Consider the following 17,969-nt stretch of genomic DNA (forward strand, 5'->3'; position numbering starts at 1 on the left):
TTACGGGCGCATGAGCTATATACTCTCGCGCCCGTTTTTGCTTTGAGGACTTATCTCGTGTCCAACGTCGTTGCCGATCATCTTCTCTTGCTCGACCACCTGCGCAGCATCCTGGTTGCTGTCGGCGAAGCCGAACAAGTGCCCGAGGAAAGTCACGCCCTGTTCCTGGAGCGCTTCGACGAATTGCGCGCCCTGCTGCCCATCGACCCGATCGAAAGCCAGTACCTGGGCCAGGACCTGATGAGTCAGGTCATCCTGCGTTACCCGCAAATTGCCCACCTCGTACCGCGCGACCTGCTGTGGTTCTTCGGCGGCGATTGCCTGCACTTCATGCCCGACGAAGAACTGGACCTCTACCAAGCGCTGGAAGAACGTCGCTACGAAGCCGAGCAGAACGATGAGCCGTTCGATTGGAACCAGGAAAAACAACTGCTGGCCATGCCGGAAGACCAAAGCAAGCACTGACCTTTCCAGGAGCGAGCCCGCTCGCTCCTAACGTTTTTTCAGGGTCGGCTCCTTGGCCATGCACGCCACCAGATAATCAATAAATACCCGCAGTTTGGGTGGCAAATAGCGCGTCGGCGAATGCAGCAGCCACGCCTCGCCGTGGTACGACGCAATAAAATCCCACCCCGGCAACACCTGCACCAGATGCCCCTCCTCCAAGGCATGGCGCGCCGTGAAATACGGCAGACTGCCAATACCCACATGCTGCAACACCGCATCCAGACGCACGCCGGTGTGGTTCGCCGCATAGCGCCCGCGCACCGCAACGGTCACGGCCTTGGTGCCCCGGCGAAATTTCCAGCGTGAGTCAGCAGGGGTTTCCCCCAGATAAATGCAGCTATGCGCCGCCAGATCATGGGGGTGGCCCGGCGTACCGTGCTCGGCCAGATACTGCGGTGTCGCACAGAGCAAATGTTCTATCGGCAACAACTGCCGGCCCACCAGCCCCGGCGGCGGGCTGTCGGTAATGCGGATACTCAGGTCGACGTTGTCATCGATCAGGTCCACATGCCGATCCTCAAGGATCAGTTGCACATCTACCTGGGGATAGCGTCGCAAAAATTCCGGCATGTGCGGATGCACGACAAACCGACCCACCGCCTTGGGTACGCTGACCCGCACCAGCCCTTCGGCCTCATGGGTGAACTGGCCACTGATCTCCATCACCGAGCGCGCCGCGTTGACCATCTCCTGGCAGCGCTTGAATACTTCTTCACCGCCTTCGCTCAGGCGCAGCTTGCGCGTAGTGCGTTGCAGCAGGCGGGTCGCCAGTGCCTGTTCAAGGCGCGAAATACTTCGGCTCACCGCCGAGGGCGAAACGCTCAGTTGGCGTGCCGCTTCGGAAAAGCTGCCGGCCTCTACCACTTTGACGAACATCGCCATTTCACCCAACAGGGGCAACGGAAGATTAATGCTCATGACGCACAGGTCCATTGATAATTGAACGGATTATCACCCATTCCTGCGGTATTTATACTGTCAGCAGAACCTTGATGCGGATGCAGATGATGACCGAACGCCTGTTTTTTACCCACGACCACCTGAGCGCCGAGCTTGAAGTGTTGAGCTGCACGCCCCACGAAAATCACTTCGCGGTGATCCTGCAATCGACCCTCTTCCATCCCCAAGGCGGCGGACAGCCGTTCGACACCGGCTGGCTCGGCGAAAGCCACGTGCTGCGTGTCACCCAGGAGGCCGGGCGCGTGGTGCATTATGTCGACCGCCCTGTGGAGACGGGTCCAATCACCGCAAAGGTCGATGAACAGCTCCGCGCCCTGCACACGCGTCTGCATTCGGCCGGTCACCTGATCGGCAACGTCGGCGAAACCCTGGGTTGGATGCCGATCAAAGCCCACCACTGGCCGGGCGAAGGCAAAGTGACGTTTATCCGGGGCGAAGCGGCGCAAGCCATGCAGGCCGAAGCGATTCAACAGCAACTCAGCGAGTGGATCGCCGCCGACTATCCCCGTCATATGGTCGTGGACAACGGCACCCGCGAAGTCGGCTTCGGCGACCTGCCCGCCTACGCCTGCGGCGGCACGCATGTGCAGACATTGAGCGAATTGGGCCAAGTGAAGATCCTCGCCCTGTCCGAGAAAAAGGGCGCGCTGTCAGTACGTTACACCCTGGATTAACGCGCGTGCTGCACATGCCGCCTCAAGCGGCGCTCTTGCGTGACACCCTTCAAACCGCGATCGCCCCTGCCCGCCCCGGTTCCACCGCGAACGATTTGAGGTTCGACACCGTTGCCGCCGGATCGCGCGGGTCGCTGATCACGCGCAGGTGCGTGAGCATCTGCCGCTCCTGGACCTCCACCGAAACGTAGCCGCGCTGGCGACTGTCGAAAAATTTCACATGAGGGTTCATAGGCAGGATCTTGCTGAACGCCTCGTACGGCGGGCCATCGGACGTCACCGAGGTGCCGACGAATTCGGTGGCAACCACCGGCGAATCCGGGTCGTTGCCATCGACGTGCAGGTCGTTGGCCCAGAACGAATGGATATCACCGCCCCAAAACACCGGATTGTTCACGCGGTGGCGCTGGATAGACGCCAGCATCCTTGAGCGGTTGGCCATGTAACCGTCCCAACCATCGGTCCAGCGCCCCGGCTTGTGGTTAGTCAGGTCGCGCTGGATCAAGGGGGCCACCAGCAGATCCTGGGCAATCACGTTCCATTGCGCCCGGGATTGGGCAAAGCCCTGATCCAGCCACGCCTCTTGCTGCCAACCCAGCATTGTGCGACCGGGATCGCGCAAGTCGCTGCACGGATTGGTCACTACCCGGCCCCGATGACTGCCATTGGCCAGCACACAGGGCTGCTCGGAGCGGTATTGCCGGCCATCGAGCACATGGAAACGTGCCAGTCTCCCGTAGTCCAGGCGCCGGTAGATGCGCATGTCGGCGCCCCTGGGCAGGCTGCTGGTACGCAATGGCATATGTTCGTAATACGCCTGGTAGGCCGCCGCCCGCTGCTGCAGAAATTGCTCCAGCGCAATCTTCGGGTCCTGGGACCAACGGTTGGCGTAGTCGTTCTGCACCTCGTGATCGTCCCAGGTGGCGACGCTGGGCGCGGCGGCGTGCAAGGCCTGCAGGTCAGGGTCGGTTTTGTACAACGCGTAGCGGTTGCGATAATCACTGAGGCTTACCGCATTACCGCTGCCATGGGCGCGAAACACCTTGCCAGAGTCCGGCGCGTAGGAACTGTCGTAGATATAGTCGCCCAGGAAAAACACCAGGTCCGGCTGCTCGGCGGCCAAGTGGCGATACGCACTGAAATAGCCACGCTCCCAATGGGAGCACGAGACAAATCCCACACGCGCCGACGTCATTGCCTGCACCGGCGGGGCGGTCCGCGCCTGCCCAACCGGGCTTTGCGCCCCCAGCCCTTCGAACTGATACCAGTACGGTCGCCCCGCCTGCAGCCCGGCGACCTCCACATGCACCGAATGCGCAAACCGTTCGCTGGTCATGACCTCGCCTTGCCGCACAATGCGCGTCATCCCGACATCGCTGGCCACTCGCCAACGTACCGGTACCGCGCGGCTCAACCCTCCACGGCCGTCCACAGCATTGAACAACGGGGCCAGCCGCGTCCAGATCACAAAGCCATCCGGCAGCGGGTCACCCGAGGCCACCCCGAGGGTAAACGGATAATCCACCCCGGCGCTTCGTGTATACGGGCTGAGGATCGAAAATGTAGTAGCAACCGCGAGCCCGGCCAGCACCCGACGTCGGCCGTGATCGACCGAGCCACTCATACCCTGGCCTCCCAGTCAGCGCGCAACGTGGCGAACACCAGCATGTCTTCATGCACACCGTTCTTGAGAAACGCGCCGCGCAGGCACCCCTCGTAGCACAGGCCGATGTTCTCCATGACCCGCGCCGATTCTTTATTACGGCTGAAGCACTGACTGCCCACGCGGTGCAGTCCCAATGCCTCGAAGCCATACGCCATCAACGCGCTGGCAGCCTCAGCCGCAAACCCTTGGTTACGCTCAGACGCCGCTACCCAGCCGCCCAAGTGCCCATACCCGTGGGCCGTGTTGATGCGCAGACTGACGACGCCGATCAACCCATCGTCGTCGCGCCGATGCATGCCCAGGCTCAGCAACCCCGTAACGCGAAATTTTTCCTGCATCCCCTCGATAAATTCCTGCGCGGTTTGCAGCGTATAGGGCGACGGGATACTCGCCGTGTTCTCGGCGATGTTCGGCCCGTTGGCCAGCTCGCACAACCGCTCGGCCTGGTGCGGTTTCAGCACACGCAACAGTAAGCGCGGGGTCGACAGGTGTGGCAATTGGTTACTCATTCCCAGAGGCCCTCGATGTAAATTTTCTGAGCATGCGCAGCTTGTATTTCAATTCTGTGAAGCTCTGAAAATGACCGGTAAGTCTTCTGTAAGACGCGTCCTAGAGCCGTCAAAACGTCAATTAAAGTTAACCGTTCGGTCATTTTTGCTTGTTAGCGTGTCGCCCCTAATTCAATAACGGGGTAAGGGAATGAGAACCTGGGACGAACCGAAAAAACGCAAGGCGCACATCGAATTGATCCCGATGATCGACGTGATGATGTTCCTCCTGGTGTTTTTCGTACTCGTGAGTCTGAACGTGATTCCGGCCCTCGGTATGAAGACTCAACTCCCCAGCGCCAGTAGCTCGCAGCAGCTCAAGCCGCAGAATAAATTCATCCTGACCCTGGGCCTGGAAGGTCAGTTGCAACTCGACGGCAAGGCCATTGCGGTGGATGCCCTGGTGCCGGCGTTGAAAGCTGCGCAAAAGCCCGACGCGAAGTCGACCATCATCGTTAACAGTGACAAGGGCGTGGACGTCGCGCGCCTGGTGGAGGTGATGGACACCCTGCGCCTGGGTGGCTTCACCTCCGTGTCCATTGCCACGCGTAAGTCCTGACTATGTACGTTCTGTTTCGTGCGCGCCAACTGCTGGGCAGTGTCCCGGCCGTGATCGCCCTGGTGCTGATTGCCCTGGGTATTCAGTCCCAGACCTTGAAGGTCGAGCCGGTGTATGACGAGTCGGCAGTCGAGCTGGCCCTGGTCGAACCCGAACCGGAGCCAGAGCCGCCAGTGATCCCGGAACCGGTGGCTGAGCCGCCACCGCCGGTGATCGAGGAAGCCGACGCCGAGCCGGCGCCCCCGCCTCCACCGCCTAAACCGTTGCCAAAACCCGAACCCAAGCCCAAGCCCAAACCGCTGCCCAAACCGGTAGTGGCGAAAGCCGCGCCTGCTCCGCCCCCGGTTGCCGCCGCCAAACCGGCGCCAGCGGTAACCGCCCCCGCGGCAGCTGCACCGGCACCACCCGCGCCGCCGAAAGTCGACGGCCAAGCCTTGGAGGGTGGCTATCTCAAGGGCCTGCGCAACGAGCTGGACACGTACAAGCAGTACCCCACCGGCCGCCAGGCATCTCTCGAACGCCCCAGCGGCGAGGTAGTGGTCTGGCTGCTGGTGGATCGCCAGGGCCGTGTTCTCGATTCCGGCCTGCAGACCCAGGCGTCGAGCATGTTGCTCAACCGGGCCGCCACCAACAGCTTGCGGCGTATCAAGCAAGTCAAGCCGTTCCCCGAGCAAGCCTTCGGGGGCCGCAATGAGCAGCGCTTCACCGCCACCTTCAACTACAGCGTGCAATAAGCACCCGACACCAGGACGACACTGATGAGGTTCACACGGATTCATCTGGCACTCGTTGCCGCAAGCATGGGACATGGCATGGTCATGGCCGACACCCGCGACAGCGACGTCGGTACCATCGGCGTGCAAGGCAAGGCCACGGCGGGCGGCGGCTATATGGTGCAGGAAGAAAGCATCAAGGGCCGCTCCACGGTAACCAAGGAAGCGCTGGATAAACAGACCGCCACCGGTAACGCCGTGGACAAGCTCAAATACACCCCGGGCCTGAACATCTCCAGCGAAGACGCCACCGGTCTGTCGGGCTTTCGCTTCACCATGCGCGGGCTCAACTCCGACCAGGTGGGCATGTCGGTGGACGGCATGCCGATCAACGACTCAGGCAACTACGCGCTGTATTCCAACCTGCTGGGCGATCCGGAAAACATCGAGCAGATCTTCGTCACCCAGGGATCGGCGGAAGCGGACGGTCCGCACATCGGTTCCAGCGGCGGTAATATCGGCATCGTGACCATTCGCCCAACCAAGGAAACCGGCGCGTTCGTCAAACAGATCATCGGCAGCAACGCCACCCGCAAGACTTTCGCGCGACTGAACACCGGCGAAGTCAACGGCCTGAGCAACTGGCTGTCGGCCTCGCATACCGAAGGCGACATGTGGCGTGGCTCCGGCGCCGTGCGCGCGGACAAGGTGGAGTGGAACAGCTTTTTCGACGCCGGCGAAGGCAACACCGCCAACCTGATCCTCAAGTACCACGAGCAGGACAACAACAGTTACAGCCAGTTGACCAAGAGCCAGTTCCAGCAGAACGGTCGCAAGTTCGACCCCTACCCCGCCACGCCGGCCGTGGGCAGCAATGGCAAGGTCAACAGCTATTACGCGCTGGCGCAGAACCCATTCCAGACCTTTACCGGCGTGCTCAACACCCAATTCAAACTGGCCGACAACCTCGCCCTGTCGGTGATCCCGTACTACTACTGGGGCAACGGCAGCGGCGTCGGCTCATCCAGTTATGCACTCAACCGCGGCTCCAACGTGGGCGGTGTGTTCGACCTGAGCAACTTACCTACCGCCGCCCAGTACAACGCCGACGGTTCGTCCACCACCGGCGTCTACTACCGCCCTTCGCGTACGCAGACCTGGCGTCCGGGCATCACCACCAAACTGAACTGGGACCTGGAAGAACACAGCCTGCAATTCGGTTACTGGTACGAGCGCGCACGCCAGAGCCAGACCCAGCCGTTCATTGCCCTGAAAAACAGCGGCAAACCCAGCGACACCTGGCCGGACGGCGACGCGGTGGTGGATGCCAACGGCAACACCGTGCAGGGTCGCGACCGATTCACCGTGACCCCGGCGCAGAAGGTCTGGGCCCAGGACACTTGGTACATCAACCCGGACTGGACCCTGGTGGCCGGCCTGGCCTACATGAACGTCAAGCGTGACGGCACCAACCACGGCAGCCTTACCGAGCAGGCGGAAAAACGCAGCCAGACGTATAACAAACTGCTGCCCAACGCCGGCCTCAAATACCAGTGGGATGAGCGTGACCAGCTGTTCTACAGCCTCTCGCGCAACATGCGCATTCCGCAGAACTACGTGCTGTATGACAAAGGCGCCGGTTCGATCGACGCCAAGCCGGAAACCAGCTGGAACCACGAATTGGGCTGGCGCTACACCGATGAAGACATGACCGTGGCCGCCACGCTGTTTTATATGCAGTTCAAGGATCGCCAGGTCTCTTCCAAGGACATCAACGGCGATTTCGCCGACATCAACGCCGGCTCCGTCAACAACAGTGGCCTGGAACTGGAATGGAGCGGCCTGCTGCCGAACCACTTCAACTACTACACCTCCTACACCTACACCAAGGCCGAGCAACAGGACGATCTCACCGTCTATAACGCCGGCACAGCCATCCTGCTGCCCACCAGCGGCAAGCAGTTCGCCAACGTGCCGAAGAACATGCTGGCGGCCAACATTGGTTATGACGATGGCCGCTACTACGGCACCTTCGGCGGCAAATACACCAGCAAGCTCTACGGCGACCTGACCAACGACGAAGCCATCTCCGGCCGTACCGTGTTCAACGCCGGTGCCGGCATCTACCTGCCGGTGGACAAGAAAGTGGTGAAGGACGCAACCCTGCGCCTGAACGTCGACAACCTGTTCGACAAGAAGTACCTGGACGGCGTCTACACCACCAAGACCAACGCCGCCAGCTACAGCGGTTTCCGTGACGGCGACCCGGCCTACATCGTGGGCCTGGAACGCACCGTGACGGTCTCCCTGGAAGCCAATTTCTAATTGCGAGGTAAGCGAGCATGGACATGAATCTGCTCCACGACATCACCTTCTATGTGATGTACGCCGCGATGGCGATAGCCATCTTCATCACCATCGAACGCGGCATCTACTTCGCCTATGTGCGGCGCCAGGCGCGCGCGTTGAACCAAGTGCTGGGCGCTCAAGTGCACAGCGAACGCGACCTGCCCCAGGCGTTGACCCGTCGCCCCAGCCTGCCCCTGAACATGGTGCTGCCGGTGCTGGCGCAAAAAGCCTCCCACGGCTCGCGCAAAGACCTGGACGATGTGATCGAAACCCAATATTTAAGCACCCGCGCGCCCCTGGCCCGCAGCCTGTGGATTATCGAAACCATCACCACCGCCGCGCCGCTGCTGGGGTTGCTGGGTACCATCCTCGGTATCATCGACACCTTCAAGGCGTTGGCCACGGCGGGTGTGTCGGACCCGGGGCAGATTTCCGGCGGCATCGGCACGGCCCTGTTCGCGACAGGTTTGGGGATCGCCATTGCGCTGTTCTGCGTGGTGTTCCACAACTTCTTCCAGGACAGCCTGGAACGCATCAACGACCAACTGAAAATCCTGTTGATCCGCGCCGCCACCGGCGCCCGCGTGCAGAACGAAGCACCGCACCTGGTAACGGCGCCGTTGCACACCCGCACGGCCTGAGGTTCCCGGCGGGCGCTTGATGCGCCCGCCGTTCTTTTGCCACAGAGGTCCTGAATGTCTGTTTTCTTGAAATTGCGCATCATGGGCCTGGCCGGCGTACTGATCAGTCCGCTGGCCCAGGCGGACTTTTCGATTCCGGGCTTCGAACTGGTGCACACCGTGCCGGTGGACACCACCCTGGGTACCGATCTGCGCGAGCCCGGGCCGGTGTGGATCGAACTGTTCGACGGTGCCAGGAGCCGCATCGATATCGGCCAGTTCTATGCCGCCGATCATCCGGGCTCCGTGATGGATCGCGTGATCGAACGCCTGGAAGCAGCCGGCAAACGCGGTGTGAAAATACGTTTTCTGCTGGAAGAAAAGGGTCTGCGTTTGTCGGACGCCGCCACACTGCAGCGCTTGCGCGCCATCCCCAACCTGACGTTCCGCGTACTGCCTTACGCGCAAGTGAGTGGCGGCATCATCCACGCCAAGTACATGATCGTGGACGGTCAACAAGCGTTTGTCGGCAGCCAGAATTTCGACTGGCGCTCCCTGGAACATATCCATGAAACGGGCTTGCGCATCAGCGATGCCACGGTGGTGGGCCAGGTACAGGCGATTTTCGATCAGGATTGGCAAGCCCAGCAGGCACTGGCCGAACACCGGACGGTGCCACTGCCGGCGACCGGCCAGCTGCCGGCGCGTACGGGTAACTACCTGGTTGCCAGCCCGCAACGTTACAACCCGCCCGGAGTGGGTGACTCCCAACTGGAACTGCCGCGTCTGCTGGCGGAGGCGAAAAAAGAGATACGCGTGCAATTGCTCGACTACGCACCGCTGTCCTACGGGCCGGACAACATGCGCCCCTATTACGCAGTCATCGACAACGCCCTGCGCGCCGCCGCAGCGCGTGGCGTGGCGATCAAGCTGATGGTGTCCGACTGGAACACCGACGCGCTGGAACTGCCCTATCTGAAAAGCCTGGCAGTGCTGCCCAATGTGCAGGTCAAAATCGTCACACTGCCCCAGGCCAAAGAAGGATTTATCCCCTATGCACGGGTGATCCACAGCAAGACCCTGGAGATCGATGGGCAGGTCGCGTGGGTGGGCACCAGCAATTGGCTGGGCGGCTATCTGGATAATTCGCGCAACCTGGAGGTGGTGATGCGCAACGAAGCGATGGCCAGCCGCGTAGGGGATTTGCACCGGCAATTGTGGGACGGACCCTATGCCAGAGCCCTCAACGCTACCGATGAATACCCCGAGCCGCATCCTGGCCAGCATTGACCGGCAGCACCTGAGTGGTGGTAGTGTGTGGAAATGTTTCTGACACATTGATCAGAAACTTCCTACTCACTACCTGCAAAGGAATGCGACTTTCCATGCACTTTCCACTCAAGCAAATCGTGGCTGCCAGTCTGTTCGCGGCCAGCCTTACGGCCGTTACCACACCCGCTTTCGCGAACATCACCGCTGAGCAAAGCACGGCGATTCTCAAGCAATTCGGCGAAACGCCGGCCAGCGATTTCCGCGGTTTCCTCGCCACCCTGGCCAAGGGCGATGTGGGTAAAACCGCCGATGTAGGCCCGGCAATCAACGCCTTTCTCTCCAACAAAACCCTGAGTGCCGACCAGCAGAACGAAATCAACCGTTTGCTGGGTATTTACACCAGGGTCAAATACGGCAAGGCCGCGCTGGAGACGCTGCGCGAGCTGGTGGAAATCCCAACGTTCAACGTCGACGGTGTGCCGCAGTACAAGAACCCGGAATTCCTCAAAATCGCCGATAAGATCCAGGCCCTGGCCAAAGCCTTCAATCTGAATTTCCGTAACGTCGACAACCGCGTATACGAAATTTCTCTGGAAGGCAGCGGCGATGAAGTAGTCGGCATCCATGCCCACGCCGACGTGGTGCCGGTGACCCCGGAAAATTGGGTGCTCAAAGATGGCACCAAGCTCGACCCGTTCAAAGTCACGCTGATCGGCGACCGCATGTATGGCCGCGGCACCGAGGATGATAAGAACGGCATTGTGGTGGCGATGTATGCCATGAAGGTGATCAAGGAAGAGAAGCTGCCGCTGGCACGCCACTTTAAACTGTTGGTGGACACCACCGAGGAGACCTCCGGCGACGCCATCCCGTATTACTTCGAACACAACCCGACACCGCAGTACAACCTGGCGCTGGATGGCGGTTACCCGGTGGTGATTGCCGAGAAAGGCTACGGCACGGTCATGGCGTCTTTCCCGCGTCGCAAAGGCGAAGGCAACGGCGCGGAAATCATCGCGATGACCGGCGGCATGGCCACCAACCAGATTCCGTCGGCGTCGGTTGCCACGCTGGTCACCGACCAGCCTGCCGAACTGGCGGCGAGCCTGCAGAAAGCCGGCGCGGAGTATGCCAAGCGCAACGGCGGCGACTTCGAGGTGGCCGCCAAGGTCGAGGGCAAGGATGTGAAACTGACCGTCACCGGCGTGTCGGCGCACTCGTCCGAGCCGGAGTCGGGCGTCAACCCGGTGGCGCGCATGCTGGAGCTGATCCACAGCGTCGACGGCAAGATTGCCCTCAAGCACAACCACATCACCGATGCTGCGCACTATGCGTCCGACAATTGGGGCCTGGATTACTTGGGCGGCAAGTTGGGCGTCGGCTTCGCAGACGACTTTATGGGTCCTTTGACTACTTCGCTGACGTTTGTCGGCCAGGATGAAAAAGCCTTCAAACTGGCGGTGAACCTGCGCGTGCCGAAGGGCAAGTCACCAGAAACGCTGAAAAAACAAATCGCCGACAAACTGAGCGCCTGGGACAAGACCAGTAACGTCGCGGTGGATTTCACTTATTCGATTGCCGAGCCGATGTACCGCAACCCGGAAGGCGAATGGGTGAAAGCGCTGCTGGCGGTCGCCACTGAAAACCTGGGCATGGAGCACAAATTCGGCACGTCGGCCGGTGCGACCTCGGTGCATGAGTTGCCCAACGGCGTGCAATTCGGCCTGGCGCGTCCGGAAGTTAAATACACAGGGCACACCGACAACGAATTCAAGACGGTCGATCAGTTCTTGCTGGACTTGCAGATCGTGACCGAAATGATGGGCCGCGTCGGGCAGTTGCCTAAGCTCTGACAGCAAAAAGCCCGCCGTGTATTGGCGGGCTTTTCAGACTGAGTAAAAATCAAGCGCACACAAAAACGCCGATCATCGCTGATCGGCGTTTTTGTTGAATATGGAGCGGGAAACGAGACTCGAACTCGCGACCCCGACCTTGGCAAGGTCGTGCTCTACCAACTGAGCTATTCCCGCAAATGGCGTCCCCTAGGGGACTCGAACCCCTGTTACCGCCGTGAAAGGGCGGTGTCCTAGGCCACTAGACGAAGGGGACACGCTACTGAAACACATGGTGTGTGTTCCAGTGCCCAGAGGCCGCATCCGAAGATGGGTCCTGGTTTCACTCAGTGCCACCCGAGGGCAACACTGCTTAAAAATTGGAGCGGGAAACGAGACTCGAACTCGCGACCCCGACCTTGGCAAGGTCGTGCTCTACCAACTGAGCTATTCCCGCATTGGCGTCCCCTAGGGGACTCGAACCCCTGTTACCGCCGTGAAAGGGCGGTGTCCTAGGCCACTAGACGAAGGGGACACACGTACAACATTCACTCCCTACCGCGTGTCGCTGTGTGCTTTACGCTGTAAGTGGCGCGCATTCTATGGATGGATTGAAAGGTCGTCAACCCCCAAGCATAAATTTATTTAAATCAATGACTTCGCCCCCCTTTAGCGCCCCGCGAGGGGATTTGGCGCGTCCGTGCCTTGACGCCTATATTCTGGCGTTCGACAAAACGCTATAGTTCACCTGAGCAAATGATGGCAATGTGCATCCATGCGGCGAGCATCCATCTATATAGGAAGCACTCATCCAGGGAACGAGGCGACAACTGGTCGATAAGACCTATCCGCCGCAAGGTCCAGTCACTACACTCCACTGTAAACCCTATAAAGAGGTCACACCGGTGACACCACTCATGATCACCCTGCTGGTAATAGCCGGGATCGCAATACTGATCGCCATTGGCTATATGAACCACGTGGTGGAAAACAACAAGCTGGAAAAGAAGCGCGTCGAGATCGAACTCAATGATCGTCTGCGTCGTTGCGGTGAGATCACTGAGACGTTCCCTGGCCAGCTGATGAATCCGGCGCTCAAACTGCTGCTCACCCGCCTGGAACTCAACGTCAACCAGCGCTTGTTGAACCTCAACAAAACCAATGCAGCGCTCAAGGCACGCATCGCCGAGTTGAGTGCACTGGTAGCCCAGGGCGAATCCATTCCGGTCAATAACCCGCCCGCGCCAATCCAGACCGAAGCCAAGGCCAAGGATGTCCGCTTCCTGCTCGAGGCCCTGCACGGCCAGGTCACTCGCGCCGCTCAGGACGGCTACCTGCCGGCCAGTGAAGCCAAGCACTGGATCAGGGAAATCCGCCACATTCTGGTGCTGCTGCACATCGAATTCTTCAATAACCTCGGCCAGCATGCCCTGCAGCAAGGCCAGCCGGGCCAGGCGCGCCTGGCCTTCGAGCGTGGCGTGCAGTACCTGCGCAAACAGCCGGAACCGGCGTTCTACAGCGCACAGCTGCAGATGCTGGAATCGCAGCTGGCCCGCGCCAACTCCACCGTGCTGACCAATAGCAAGCCCGCCGAAGACGAGGTCAATGAATTGACCGAAGGCTTGAAAGTGGTCGACGCCGATGCCGAGTGGAAAAAGAAAGTCATCTACGACTGATCTCCCCTCCCCGCCTGGCGAACGCCTGTTCGCCAGATGCCATCACTTTGCATCTATCCCTGCACCCCTGACTCGCGTAAAAAAGTGCCCCTCACTCCACGAAGTTAGAGGCCTGCTATGCCTGTTGCCGTGATTGATGGACAAGCGCTGCATTATCTCGACCAGGGCTCGGGGCCCGTCGTCCTGCTGGGGTCCAGTTACCTGTGGAGCCTCGACATGTGGGCGCCGCAGATCGAAGCCCTGTCGCAACAGTACCGCGTGATCGTGCCCGAGCTATGGGGCCATGGCGATTCCGGGCCATTGCCCTCTCAAACCCATTCCCTCGACGACCTCGCGCGCCAGGGCTTGGCACTGCTGGACCACCTGGACATCCCACGCGTCAACCTGGCGGGCCTGTCGGTCGGCGGCATGTGGGGCGCGCGCCTGGCATTGCTGGCCCCTGAGCGCGTCAACAGCCTGGTGCTGATGGACACCTACCTGGGCGCCGAGCCCGAGGCCACGCGCCAATACTATTTCTCGTTGTTCAAGATGATCGAAGAAGCCGGCGCCATTCCCGAGCCGTTGCTGGATGTAATCGCACCGATCTTCTTCCGTCCGGGTATCGATCGCGAATCAGCGCTGTACCGCAATTTTCGCGAGTCGCTGCAAACGTTTCCCAGGGAGCGCCTGCTGGACAGCATCGTGCCGCTGGGTCGAGCGATCTTCAGTCGCGAGGATATTCTCAGCCAGTTACCGCAGCTGGACAGTGACACCACGCTGGTCATGTGTGGTGAGCAGGACACGCCGCGCGCCCCGGCGGAGTCTGAAGAAATGGCCGATCTGATCGGTTGCAGCGTGATCCTGATTCCGCACGCCGGGCATATCTCTTCGCGGGAAAACCCGGAGTTCGTCAACGAAGCGCTGCTGACCTTCCTCGCCAATCACGCCTGAGTGCCCTTGGCTTTGATCGTGGCCGTGGCCGCGATCAAAGCCGAAAGTGCCCGACCATCCCCTTGAGTTCGGCGCCCAACCGCGCCAACTGGATGCTCGACGCGGCGTTACCCTGCATGCTCAACGCCGATTGATCGGCACTCGCACGAATGCTGGTGACACTGCGGTTGATCTCTTCGGCCACCGAGCTCTGCTGCTCGGCGGCGGCGGCGATCTGCTGGTTCATCTGCTGGATCAGCGACACCGCCACCGCGATGCTGCCCAGGGCGCTTTCGGTTTCCAGCGCATCGCTGACCGCCAGCTTCACCAACTCGCCACTGTGTTGAATCTGCTGCACCGATGCCTGCGCGGCGCTGCGCAAGGTGCTGACCAGCCGCTCGATCTCTTCCGTCGATTGCTGTGTACGCTTGGCCAGCGCCCGTACTTCGTCGGCCACCACCGCGAACCCCCGGCCCTGTTCGCCCGCGCGCGCGGCCTCGATGGCGGCGTTCAACGCCAGCAGGTTGGTCTGCTCGGCCACACTTTTGATCACACTCAACACTGTGCCGATGTGCTGGATCTCTGCACTCAGGCTTTCGATGCTGGCGCTGGCCCCGGTGCTGGAGGTGGCCAGTAATTCGATGCGCTGCAAACTCTGGCGCACCACCTGCTGTCCACTGTCGACTTTTTCATCAGCGGTCTGGGCAGCCTGCGCTGCCTCTTCGGCGTTGCGTGCCACATCATGCACGGTAGCGGTCATCTGGTTCATCGCCGTGGCAACCTGCTCGGTTTCTTCCTTCTGGCTGCTGACCTCGATGTTGGTCTGTTCGGTGACGCTGGACAACGAATGCGCGGAGCTGGCCAATTGTTCGATACCAGCCTGCAGCCCACTAACCATGTGGCTCAACCCACTGCTCATCTGTTGCATGGCCTGCATCAGTTGGCCGATTTCATCGCGGCGGTCGACCTCCATTCGACCGCTCAAATCGCCGTCGGCGATGCGCTGTGCCACCGCGATCGCGCTGCGCAGAGGCGCCACGATCAAGCGGGTAATCACCCAGGCCGCCACCAACCCCACCAGCAACGCCAAGGCCGACGAGCCGATGATCAGCAGCGCGCTTTTCTTCAACTGCGCCTGCATCGACACGTCCTCGGCACCATAGGCCTGGTCGACCCGACTGACCACTTGCTCCGCACGATCATGCAGTTGCTTGTAGACCGTCTTTTCCTGAGCCAGCAGGCCAGTGTACTCGCCAAGTTTTTCAGTGAAGGCGGCGATATGCCCCGAGACTTCGCCGAGTACGGTCTGGTAACCCGGGTCCTTGACCGAAGCCTTCAATTGCTCGGCCTGGGCCAGTGCCTGATCGGCCTGCTCGATCTTGCCTTGCTCGGTGTTGTCTTCGTCGACTTTACGACTCTGGTCCAGGCGCACATGGGCTTCGTTCATGGCTTGCAGCATCAGGCGCGACACCTGGCTGACCTGCCCCGCCTGCTCGATGAATTCGGCGCCCTCCTTGCCCTGGCTTTCCTTGAGCCCATAAGCGCCGTCATCGGCCAGGCCGGCCTGCAGCACATCCAGGTTATTGGCGACGCTGGACACCGACCAACTCGCCATTTCCAGCGCCAGGTCCTTGGCCTGGGTCAGCTCGACAAATTCGTCAAACGCCTTGCGATACGCCGCCAGCGCCTGCTCGACATCGGTCATGGCCGGCACGTTGGCGGCGGATTGAGCTTTAAGGCTGGTTGCCTGAGCGGCCAGCGCATCCACGGCCTCATGCAACGCGTCGACCGCTTTGGGGTCGGCATGCAAGGCGTAGTCCTGTTCGATCAAGCGCACCTTGAGCAAACCGCTGTTGAGCGAAGACATAGCCTTCAGCCCCTCGAAACGTTGCCCGACGGTTTGCAGCGACCACACGCCAATGGCCGCCACCACCGCCGTCAGCAGCAGTACCAGGATGAAACCCAAGCCTAGCTTTTTCGCCATGCCCAGGTTGGCGAAACGTCGTTGCACGCCCGAAATCATTGCACGTGATCCTCTTGCAATGGCAGATGCCATCAAGCCCGGTTGACTGGAAGCGAGAGTCGCAACGACTGAGGCCTGAACACAAGTCACTGACGCCGCAATAATGGCAAAAAGCTACAAACCCGTCGTTTTCAGAACCGTCGAGGTCGATCTGGCGGGCCCCATGGCGCGCAGCAACGCCAGCGCCCGCTGATCAGCAGCATAGGCCACATTGATGCGCAGCCACTCACTGTATTCGCCCGTGGGGTTGAACAGTGCCCCAGGCGAGAGCAACACGCCGAGCCGACGCGCGCACGCCTGCAGCCGCGAGTGGTCCGCCGCACCGGGCCGCGCCCATACGAACATGCCGCCGGCGGGCACCGCGAACACCTCCCACTCTTCGTCTTCGAGCACCTGCAGTGTGGCGGCCATCTCCATGCTCAGACGCTTGCGCAGGCGCTGCACCCATTTGCGGTACGTGCCATTGGCCAGCAGAGTGCCCACCACCGCTTCGGCAAACCGCGAAGTGCCCAAGCCCGTCAAGGTCTTGAGGCTGGCCAGTTGGGTGACAAGCGTCGCACTCGCGCACAGGTAGCCCACGCGCAAAGCGCTGCTCAAGGTCTTGGAAAAACTCGCGACGTAAATCACCCGCCCCTCGTGGGGCAAGGCCGCCAGTCGCGTGCAGCTGGGGTGCTGCAAGTCGCCGAAGACGTCCTCTTCAATGATCAGAAAGTTCTCGCGGCGGGCCAGTTCCAGTAAGCGCTCGGCCACCGCACGGCACAGGCTGGAGCCGGTGGGGTTGTGATACAGGCTGTGGACGAACAGGCACTTGGGCCGGTGATGCTGCAATAGGGCTTCTAGCGCCGCGATGTCCGGCCCGCCTGGGGTACGCGGAACTTCGAGCAGTTGCACGCCGTGGAAGGCCAGTTGTCGGTAGAGGTTGCCGTACCCGGGCGTTTCCACCACGACACTGTCACCGGCCTTGAGCAGCACGCGTATCAGCAGGTCCTGGGCATGGCTGGCGCCGGCAGTGGTCAGGATGCAATCGACGCGAGTGGCGATGTGAATCCGGGTCAGGCGCCTGAGCAATTGCTCACGCAGCGCAGGCAGGCCCAGGGGCGTGCTGTAATTGAACAGGCCGGCGGTGTCGGTGCGGGTCACTTCACGAATCGCGTAGCTGATGTCATCGCTTTCATGCCAGGCATCCGGCAGCCAGCCGCAGCCCAGCTTCAATTCACCCAACGGGTTGTCGGCAAACGCGCCCCACGTCAGCTCGGCACCTTCATACCATTGGCATTCAGTGGTGACCGGTGGCTGTGCCACCACGAACCCCGCGCCTTGCCGATGCGCCAGCACGCCTTGAGCGACCATGCGCTCGAAGGCTTCGATCACATTGGACTGGCTGAGCAGGTTATCCAGGGCCAACTGCCGAACGGACGGCAAGCGTGTCCCGGGGCTGACCTGGTTGTTACGAATCCATTGAGCCACGGCCGTGACGATTTGCTGCACCACCGGTACAAGGGCTTGTCGATCGATCCCTAAATCCATGAGCCACTCACTTCAACTGTTTGTTTTCAACTCAACGAGTTAAGCACAGAAGCAGGTGATGGCCGGCCGCTAAGATTTATTAAAGTATTGATTTTATTGGATAATTTACCTTGTGATACACATTCGCACACGGC

Annotated in this window: 15 protein-coding genes, 4 tRNA genes and 1 pseudogene; 10 read left to right on the top strand and 10 right to left on the bottom strand. The window is 60.7% G+C overall.

Translation table 11 applies throughout. The features are described from left to right. The first annotated feature begins 57 nt into the window (after positions 1-57). Positions 58-465, top strand: coding sequence for a PA2817 family protein (locus G7025_RS14855; protein ID WP_181079930.1), 408 nt, complete (start codon positions 58-60; stop codon positions 463-465). Between the two features lie 27 nt (positions 466-492). Here the strand turns inward: G7025_RS14855 and G7025_RS14860 are convergent, their stop codons facing one another. Beyond that, positions 493-1,425 (bottom strand): LysR family transcriptional regulator, encoded by a 933-nt coding sequence (locus G7025_RS14860; protein ID WP_181079931.1) that lies wholly within the window; start codon positions 1,423-1,425, stop codon positions 493-495. Between the two features lie 89 nt (positions 1,426-1,514). Between G7025_RS14860 and G7025_RS14865 the strand changes: the two genes are divergently transcribed. Beyond that, positions 1,515-2,141: an alanyl-tRNA editing protein gene (locus G7025_RS14865; protein ID WP_181079932.1), complete on the top strand. Its 627-nt coding sequence runs from the start codon at positions 1,515-1,517 to the stop codon at positions 2,139-2,141. Between the two features lie 49 nt (positions 2,142-2,190). Here the strand turns inward: G7025_RS14865 and G7025_RS14870 are convergent, their stop codons facing one another. After that, complete coding sequence (locus G7025_RS14870) at positions 2,191-3,765, bottom strand: alkaline phosphatase D family protein (RefSeq protein WP_181079933.1); 1,575 nt, start codon at positions 3,763-3,765, stop codon at positions 2,191-2,193. Then, positions 3,762-4,316, bottom strand: a complete 555-nt coding sequence (locus tag G7025_RS14875) for a GNAT family N-acetyltransferase (RefSeq protein WP_181079934.1) — start codon at positions 4,314-4,316, stop codon at positions 3,762-3,764. The genes G7025_RS14870 and G7025_RS14875 overlap by 4 nt, the downstream gene beginning before the upstream one ends. Before the next feature lie 190 nt (positions 4,317-4,506). Here G7025_RS14875 and G7025_RS14880 point away from each other — a divergent pair, with 190 nt between their 5' ends. From G7025_RS14880 to G7025_RS14905, 6 genes are all read left to right on the top strand, one after another. Further along, positions 4,507-4,914 carry an ExbD/TolR family protein gene (locus G7025_RS14880; protein WP_181079935.1) on the top strand — a complete coding sequence of 136 codons (408 nt, stop codon included), beginning with the start codon at positions 4,507-4,509 and terminating at the stop codon, positions 4,912-4,914. 2 nt (positions 4,915-4,916) lie between these two features. Then, positions 4,917-5,648 (top strand): energy transducer TonB family protein, encoded by a 732-nt coding sequence (locus G7025_RS14885; RefSeq protein WP_181079936.1) that lies wholly within the window; start codon positions 4,917-4,919, stop codon positions 5,646-5,648. Between the two features lie 24 nt (positions 5,649-5,672). Then, positions 5,673-7,952 (top strand): TonB-dependent receptor, encoded by a 2,280-nt coding sequence (locus G7025_RS14890; protein ID WP_181079937.1) that lies wholly within the window; start codon positions 5,673-5,675, stop codon positions 7,950-7,952. A gap of 17 nt (positions 7,953-7,969) precedes the next feature. Continuing rightward, positions 7,970-8,617, top strand: coding sequence for a MotA/TolQ/ExbB proton channel family protein (locus tag G7025_RS14895; protein ID WP_181079938.1), 648 nt, complete (start codon positions 7,970-7,972; stop codon positions 8,615-8,617). 54 nt (positions 8,618-8,671) lie between these two features. Next, entirely contained in the window at positions 8,672-9,886 is a 1,215-nt protein-coding gene (locus G7025_RS14900) for a phospholipase D-like domain-containing protein (RefSeq protein WP_181079939.1), read from the top strand. A 95-nt stretch (positions 9,887-9,981) separates the two neighbouring features. Then, positions 9,982-11,721, top strand: a complete 1,740-nt coding sequence (locus G7025_RS14905; protein WP_181079940.1) for a dipeptidase — start codon at positions 9,982-9,984, stop codon at positions 11,719-11,721. Between the two features lie 101 nt (positions 11,722-11,822). Here G7025_RS14905 and G7025_RS14910 read toward each other — a convergent pair. The 4 genes from G7025_RS14910 to G7025_RS14925 all read right to left on the bottom strand — a co-directional run bounded on the left by G7025_RS14910 (position 11,823) and on the right by G7025_RS14925 (position 12,235). Then, positions 11,823-11,898 (bottom strand) — tRNA-Gly (locus G7025_RS14910). A gap of 3 nt (positions 11,899-11,901) precedes the next feature. Next, positions 11,902-11,977 (bottom strand) — tRNA-Glu (locus tag G7025_RS14915). Positions 11,978-12,081: 104 nt separating this feature from the next. Beyond that, positions 12,082-12,157, bottom strand: a tRNA-Gly gene (locus G7025_RS14920). 2 nt (positions 12,158-12,159) lie between these two features. After that, positions 12,160-12,235 (bottom strand) — tRNA-Glu (locus G7025_RS14925). A gap of 370 nt (positions 12,236-12,605) precedes the next feature. Here G7025_RS14925 and G7025_RS14930 point away from each other — a divergent pair. Together G7025_RS14930 and G7025_RS14935 are read left to right on the top strand one after the other, a co-directional pair. Beyond that, the gene (locus G7025_RS14930) at positions 12,606-13,376 is read left to right on the top strand and encodes a hypothetical protein (protein ID WP_181079941.1); all 771 of its coding nucleotides are present in this window, start codon (positions 12,606-12,608) and stop codon (positions 13,374-13,376) included. 117 nt (positions 13,377-13,493) lie between these two features. Next, a complete protein-coding gene (locus tag G7025_RS14935; RefSeq protein ID WP_181079942.1) occupies positions 13,494-14,306 on the top strand; it encodes an alpha/beta fold hydrolase in 813 nt (270 codons plus the stop codon). Between the two features lie 34 nt (positions 14,307-14,340). On the opposite strand, the gene G7025_RS27110 is transcribed toward G7025_RS14935, so the two are convergent. From G7025_RS27110 to G7025_RS14945, 3 genes and pseudogenes are all read right to left on the bottom strand, one after another. Next, positions 14,341-15,258: a methyl-accepting chemotaxis protein gene (locus G7025_RS27110; protein ID WP_375139336.1), complete on the bottom strand. Its 918-nt coding sequence runs from the start codon at positions 15,256-15,258 to the stop codon at positions 14,341-14,343. Next, positions 15,250-16,341, bottom strand: a pseudogene (locus tag G7025_RS27115) (methyl-accepting chemotaxis protein); the annotation flags it as partial. The gene G7025_RS27110 and the pseudogene G7025_RS27115, both read right to left, overlap by 9 nt. An 81-nt stretch (positions 16,342-16,422) precedes the next feature. Beyond that, entirely contained in the window at positions 16,423-17,835 is a 1,413-nt protein-coding gene (locus G7025_RS14945; protein ID WP_181079944.1) for an aminotransferase-like domain-containing protein, read from the bottom strand. Positions 17,836-17,969 lie beyond the last annotated feature (134 nt).

Source organism: Pseudomonas lurida (assembly GCF_013522705.1).
GTDB classification, from domain to species: domain Bacteria; phylum Pseudomonadota; class Gammaproteobacteria; order Pseudomonadales; family Pseudomonadaceae; genus Aquipseudomonas; species Aquipseudomonas quebecensis.

Coding starts and splice junctions, on each gene's coding strand:
- G7025_RS14860 (WP_181079931.1), bottom strand. CDS start 1,425: ATGAGCATTAATCTTCCGTTGCCCCTGTTGGGTGAAATGGCGATGTTC.
- G7025_RS14865 (WP_181079932.1), top strand. CDS start 1,515: ATGACCGAACGCCTGTTTTTTACCCACGACCACCTGAGCGCCGAGCTT.
- G7025_RS14870 (WP_181079933.1), bottom strand. CDS start 3,765: ATGAGTGGCTCGGTCGATCACGGCCGACGTCGGGTGCTGGCCGGGCTC.
- G7025_RS14875 (WP_181079934.1), bottom strand. CDS start 4,316: ATGAGTAACCAATTGCCACACCTGTCGACCCCGCGCTTACTGTTGCGT.
- G7025_RS14880 (WP_181079935.1), top strand. CDS start 4,507: ATGAGAACCTGGGACGAACCGAAAAAACGCAAGGCGCACATCGAATTG.
- G7025_RS14885 (WP_181079936.1), top strand. CDS start 4,917: ATGTACGTTCTGTTTCGTGCGCGCCAACTGCTGGGCAGTGTCCCGGCC.
- G7025_RS14890 (WP_181079937.1), top strand. CDS start 5,673: ATGAGGTTCACACGGATTCATCTGGCACTCGTTGCCGCAAGCATGGGA.
- G7025_RS14895 (WP_181079938.1), top strand. CDS start 7,970: ATGGACATGAATCTGCTCCACGACATCACCTTCTATGTGATGTACGCC.
- G7025_RS14900 (WP_181079939.1), top strand. CDS start 8,672: ATGTCTGTTTTCTTGAAATTGCGCATCATGGGCCTGGCCGGCGTACTG.
- G7025_RS14905 (WP_181079940.1), top strand. CDS start 9,982: ATGCACTTTCCACTCAAGCAAATCGTGGCTGCCAGTCTGTTCGCGGCC.
- G7025_RS14935 (WP_181079942.1), top strand. CDS start 13,494: ATGCCTGTTGCCGTGATTGATGGACAAGCGCTGCATTATCTCGACCAG.
- G7025_RS27110 (WP_375139336.1), bottom strand. CDS start 15,258: ATGGAGGTCGACCGCCGCGATGAAATCGGCCAACTGATGCAGGCCATG.
- G7025_RS14945 (WP_181079944.1), bottom strand. CDS start 17,835: ATGGATTTAGGGATCGATCGACAAGCCCTTGTACCGGTGGTGCAGCAA.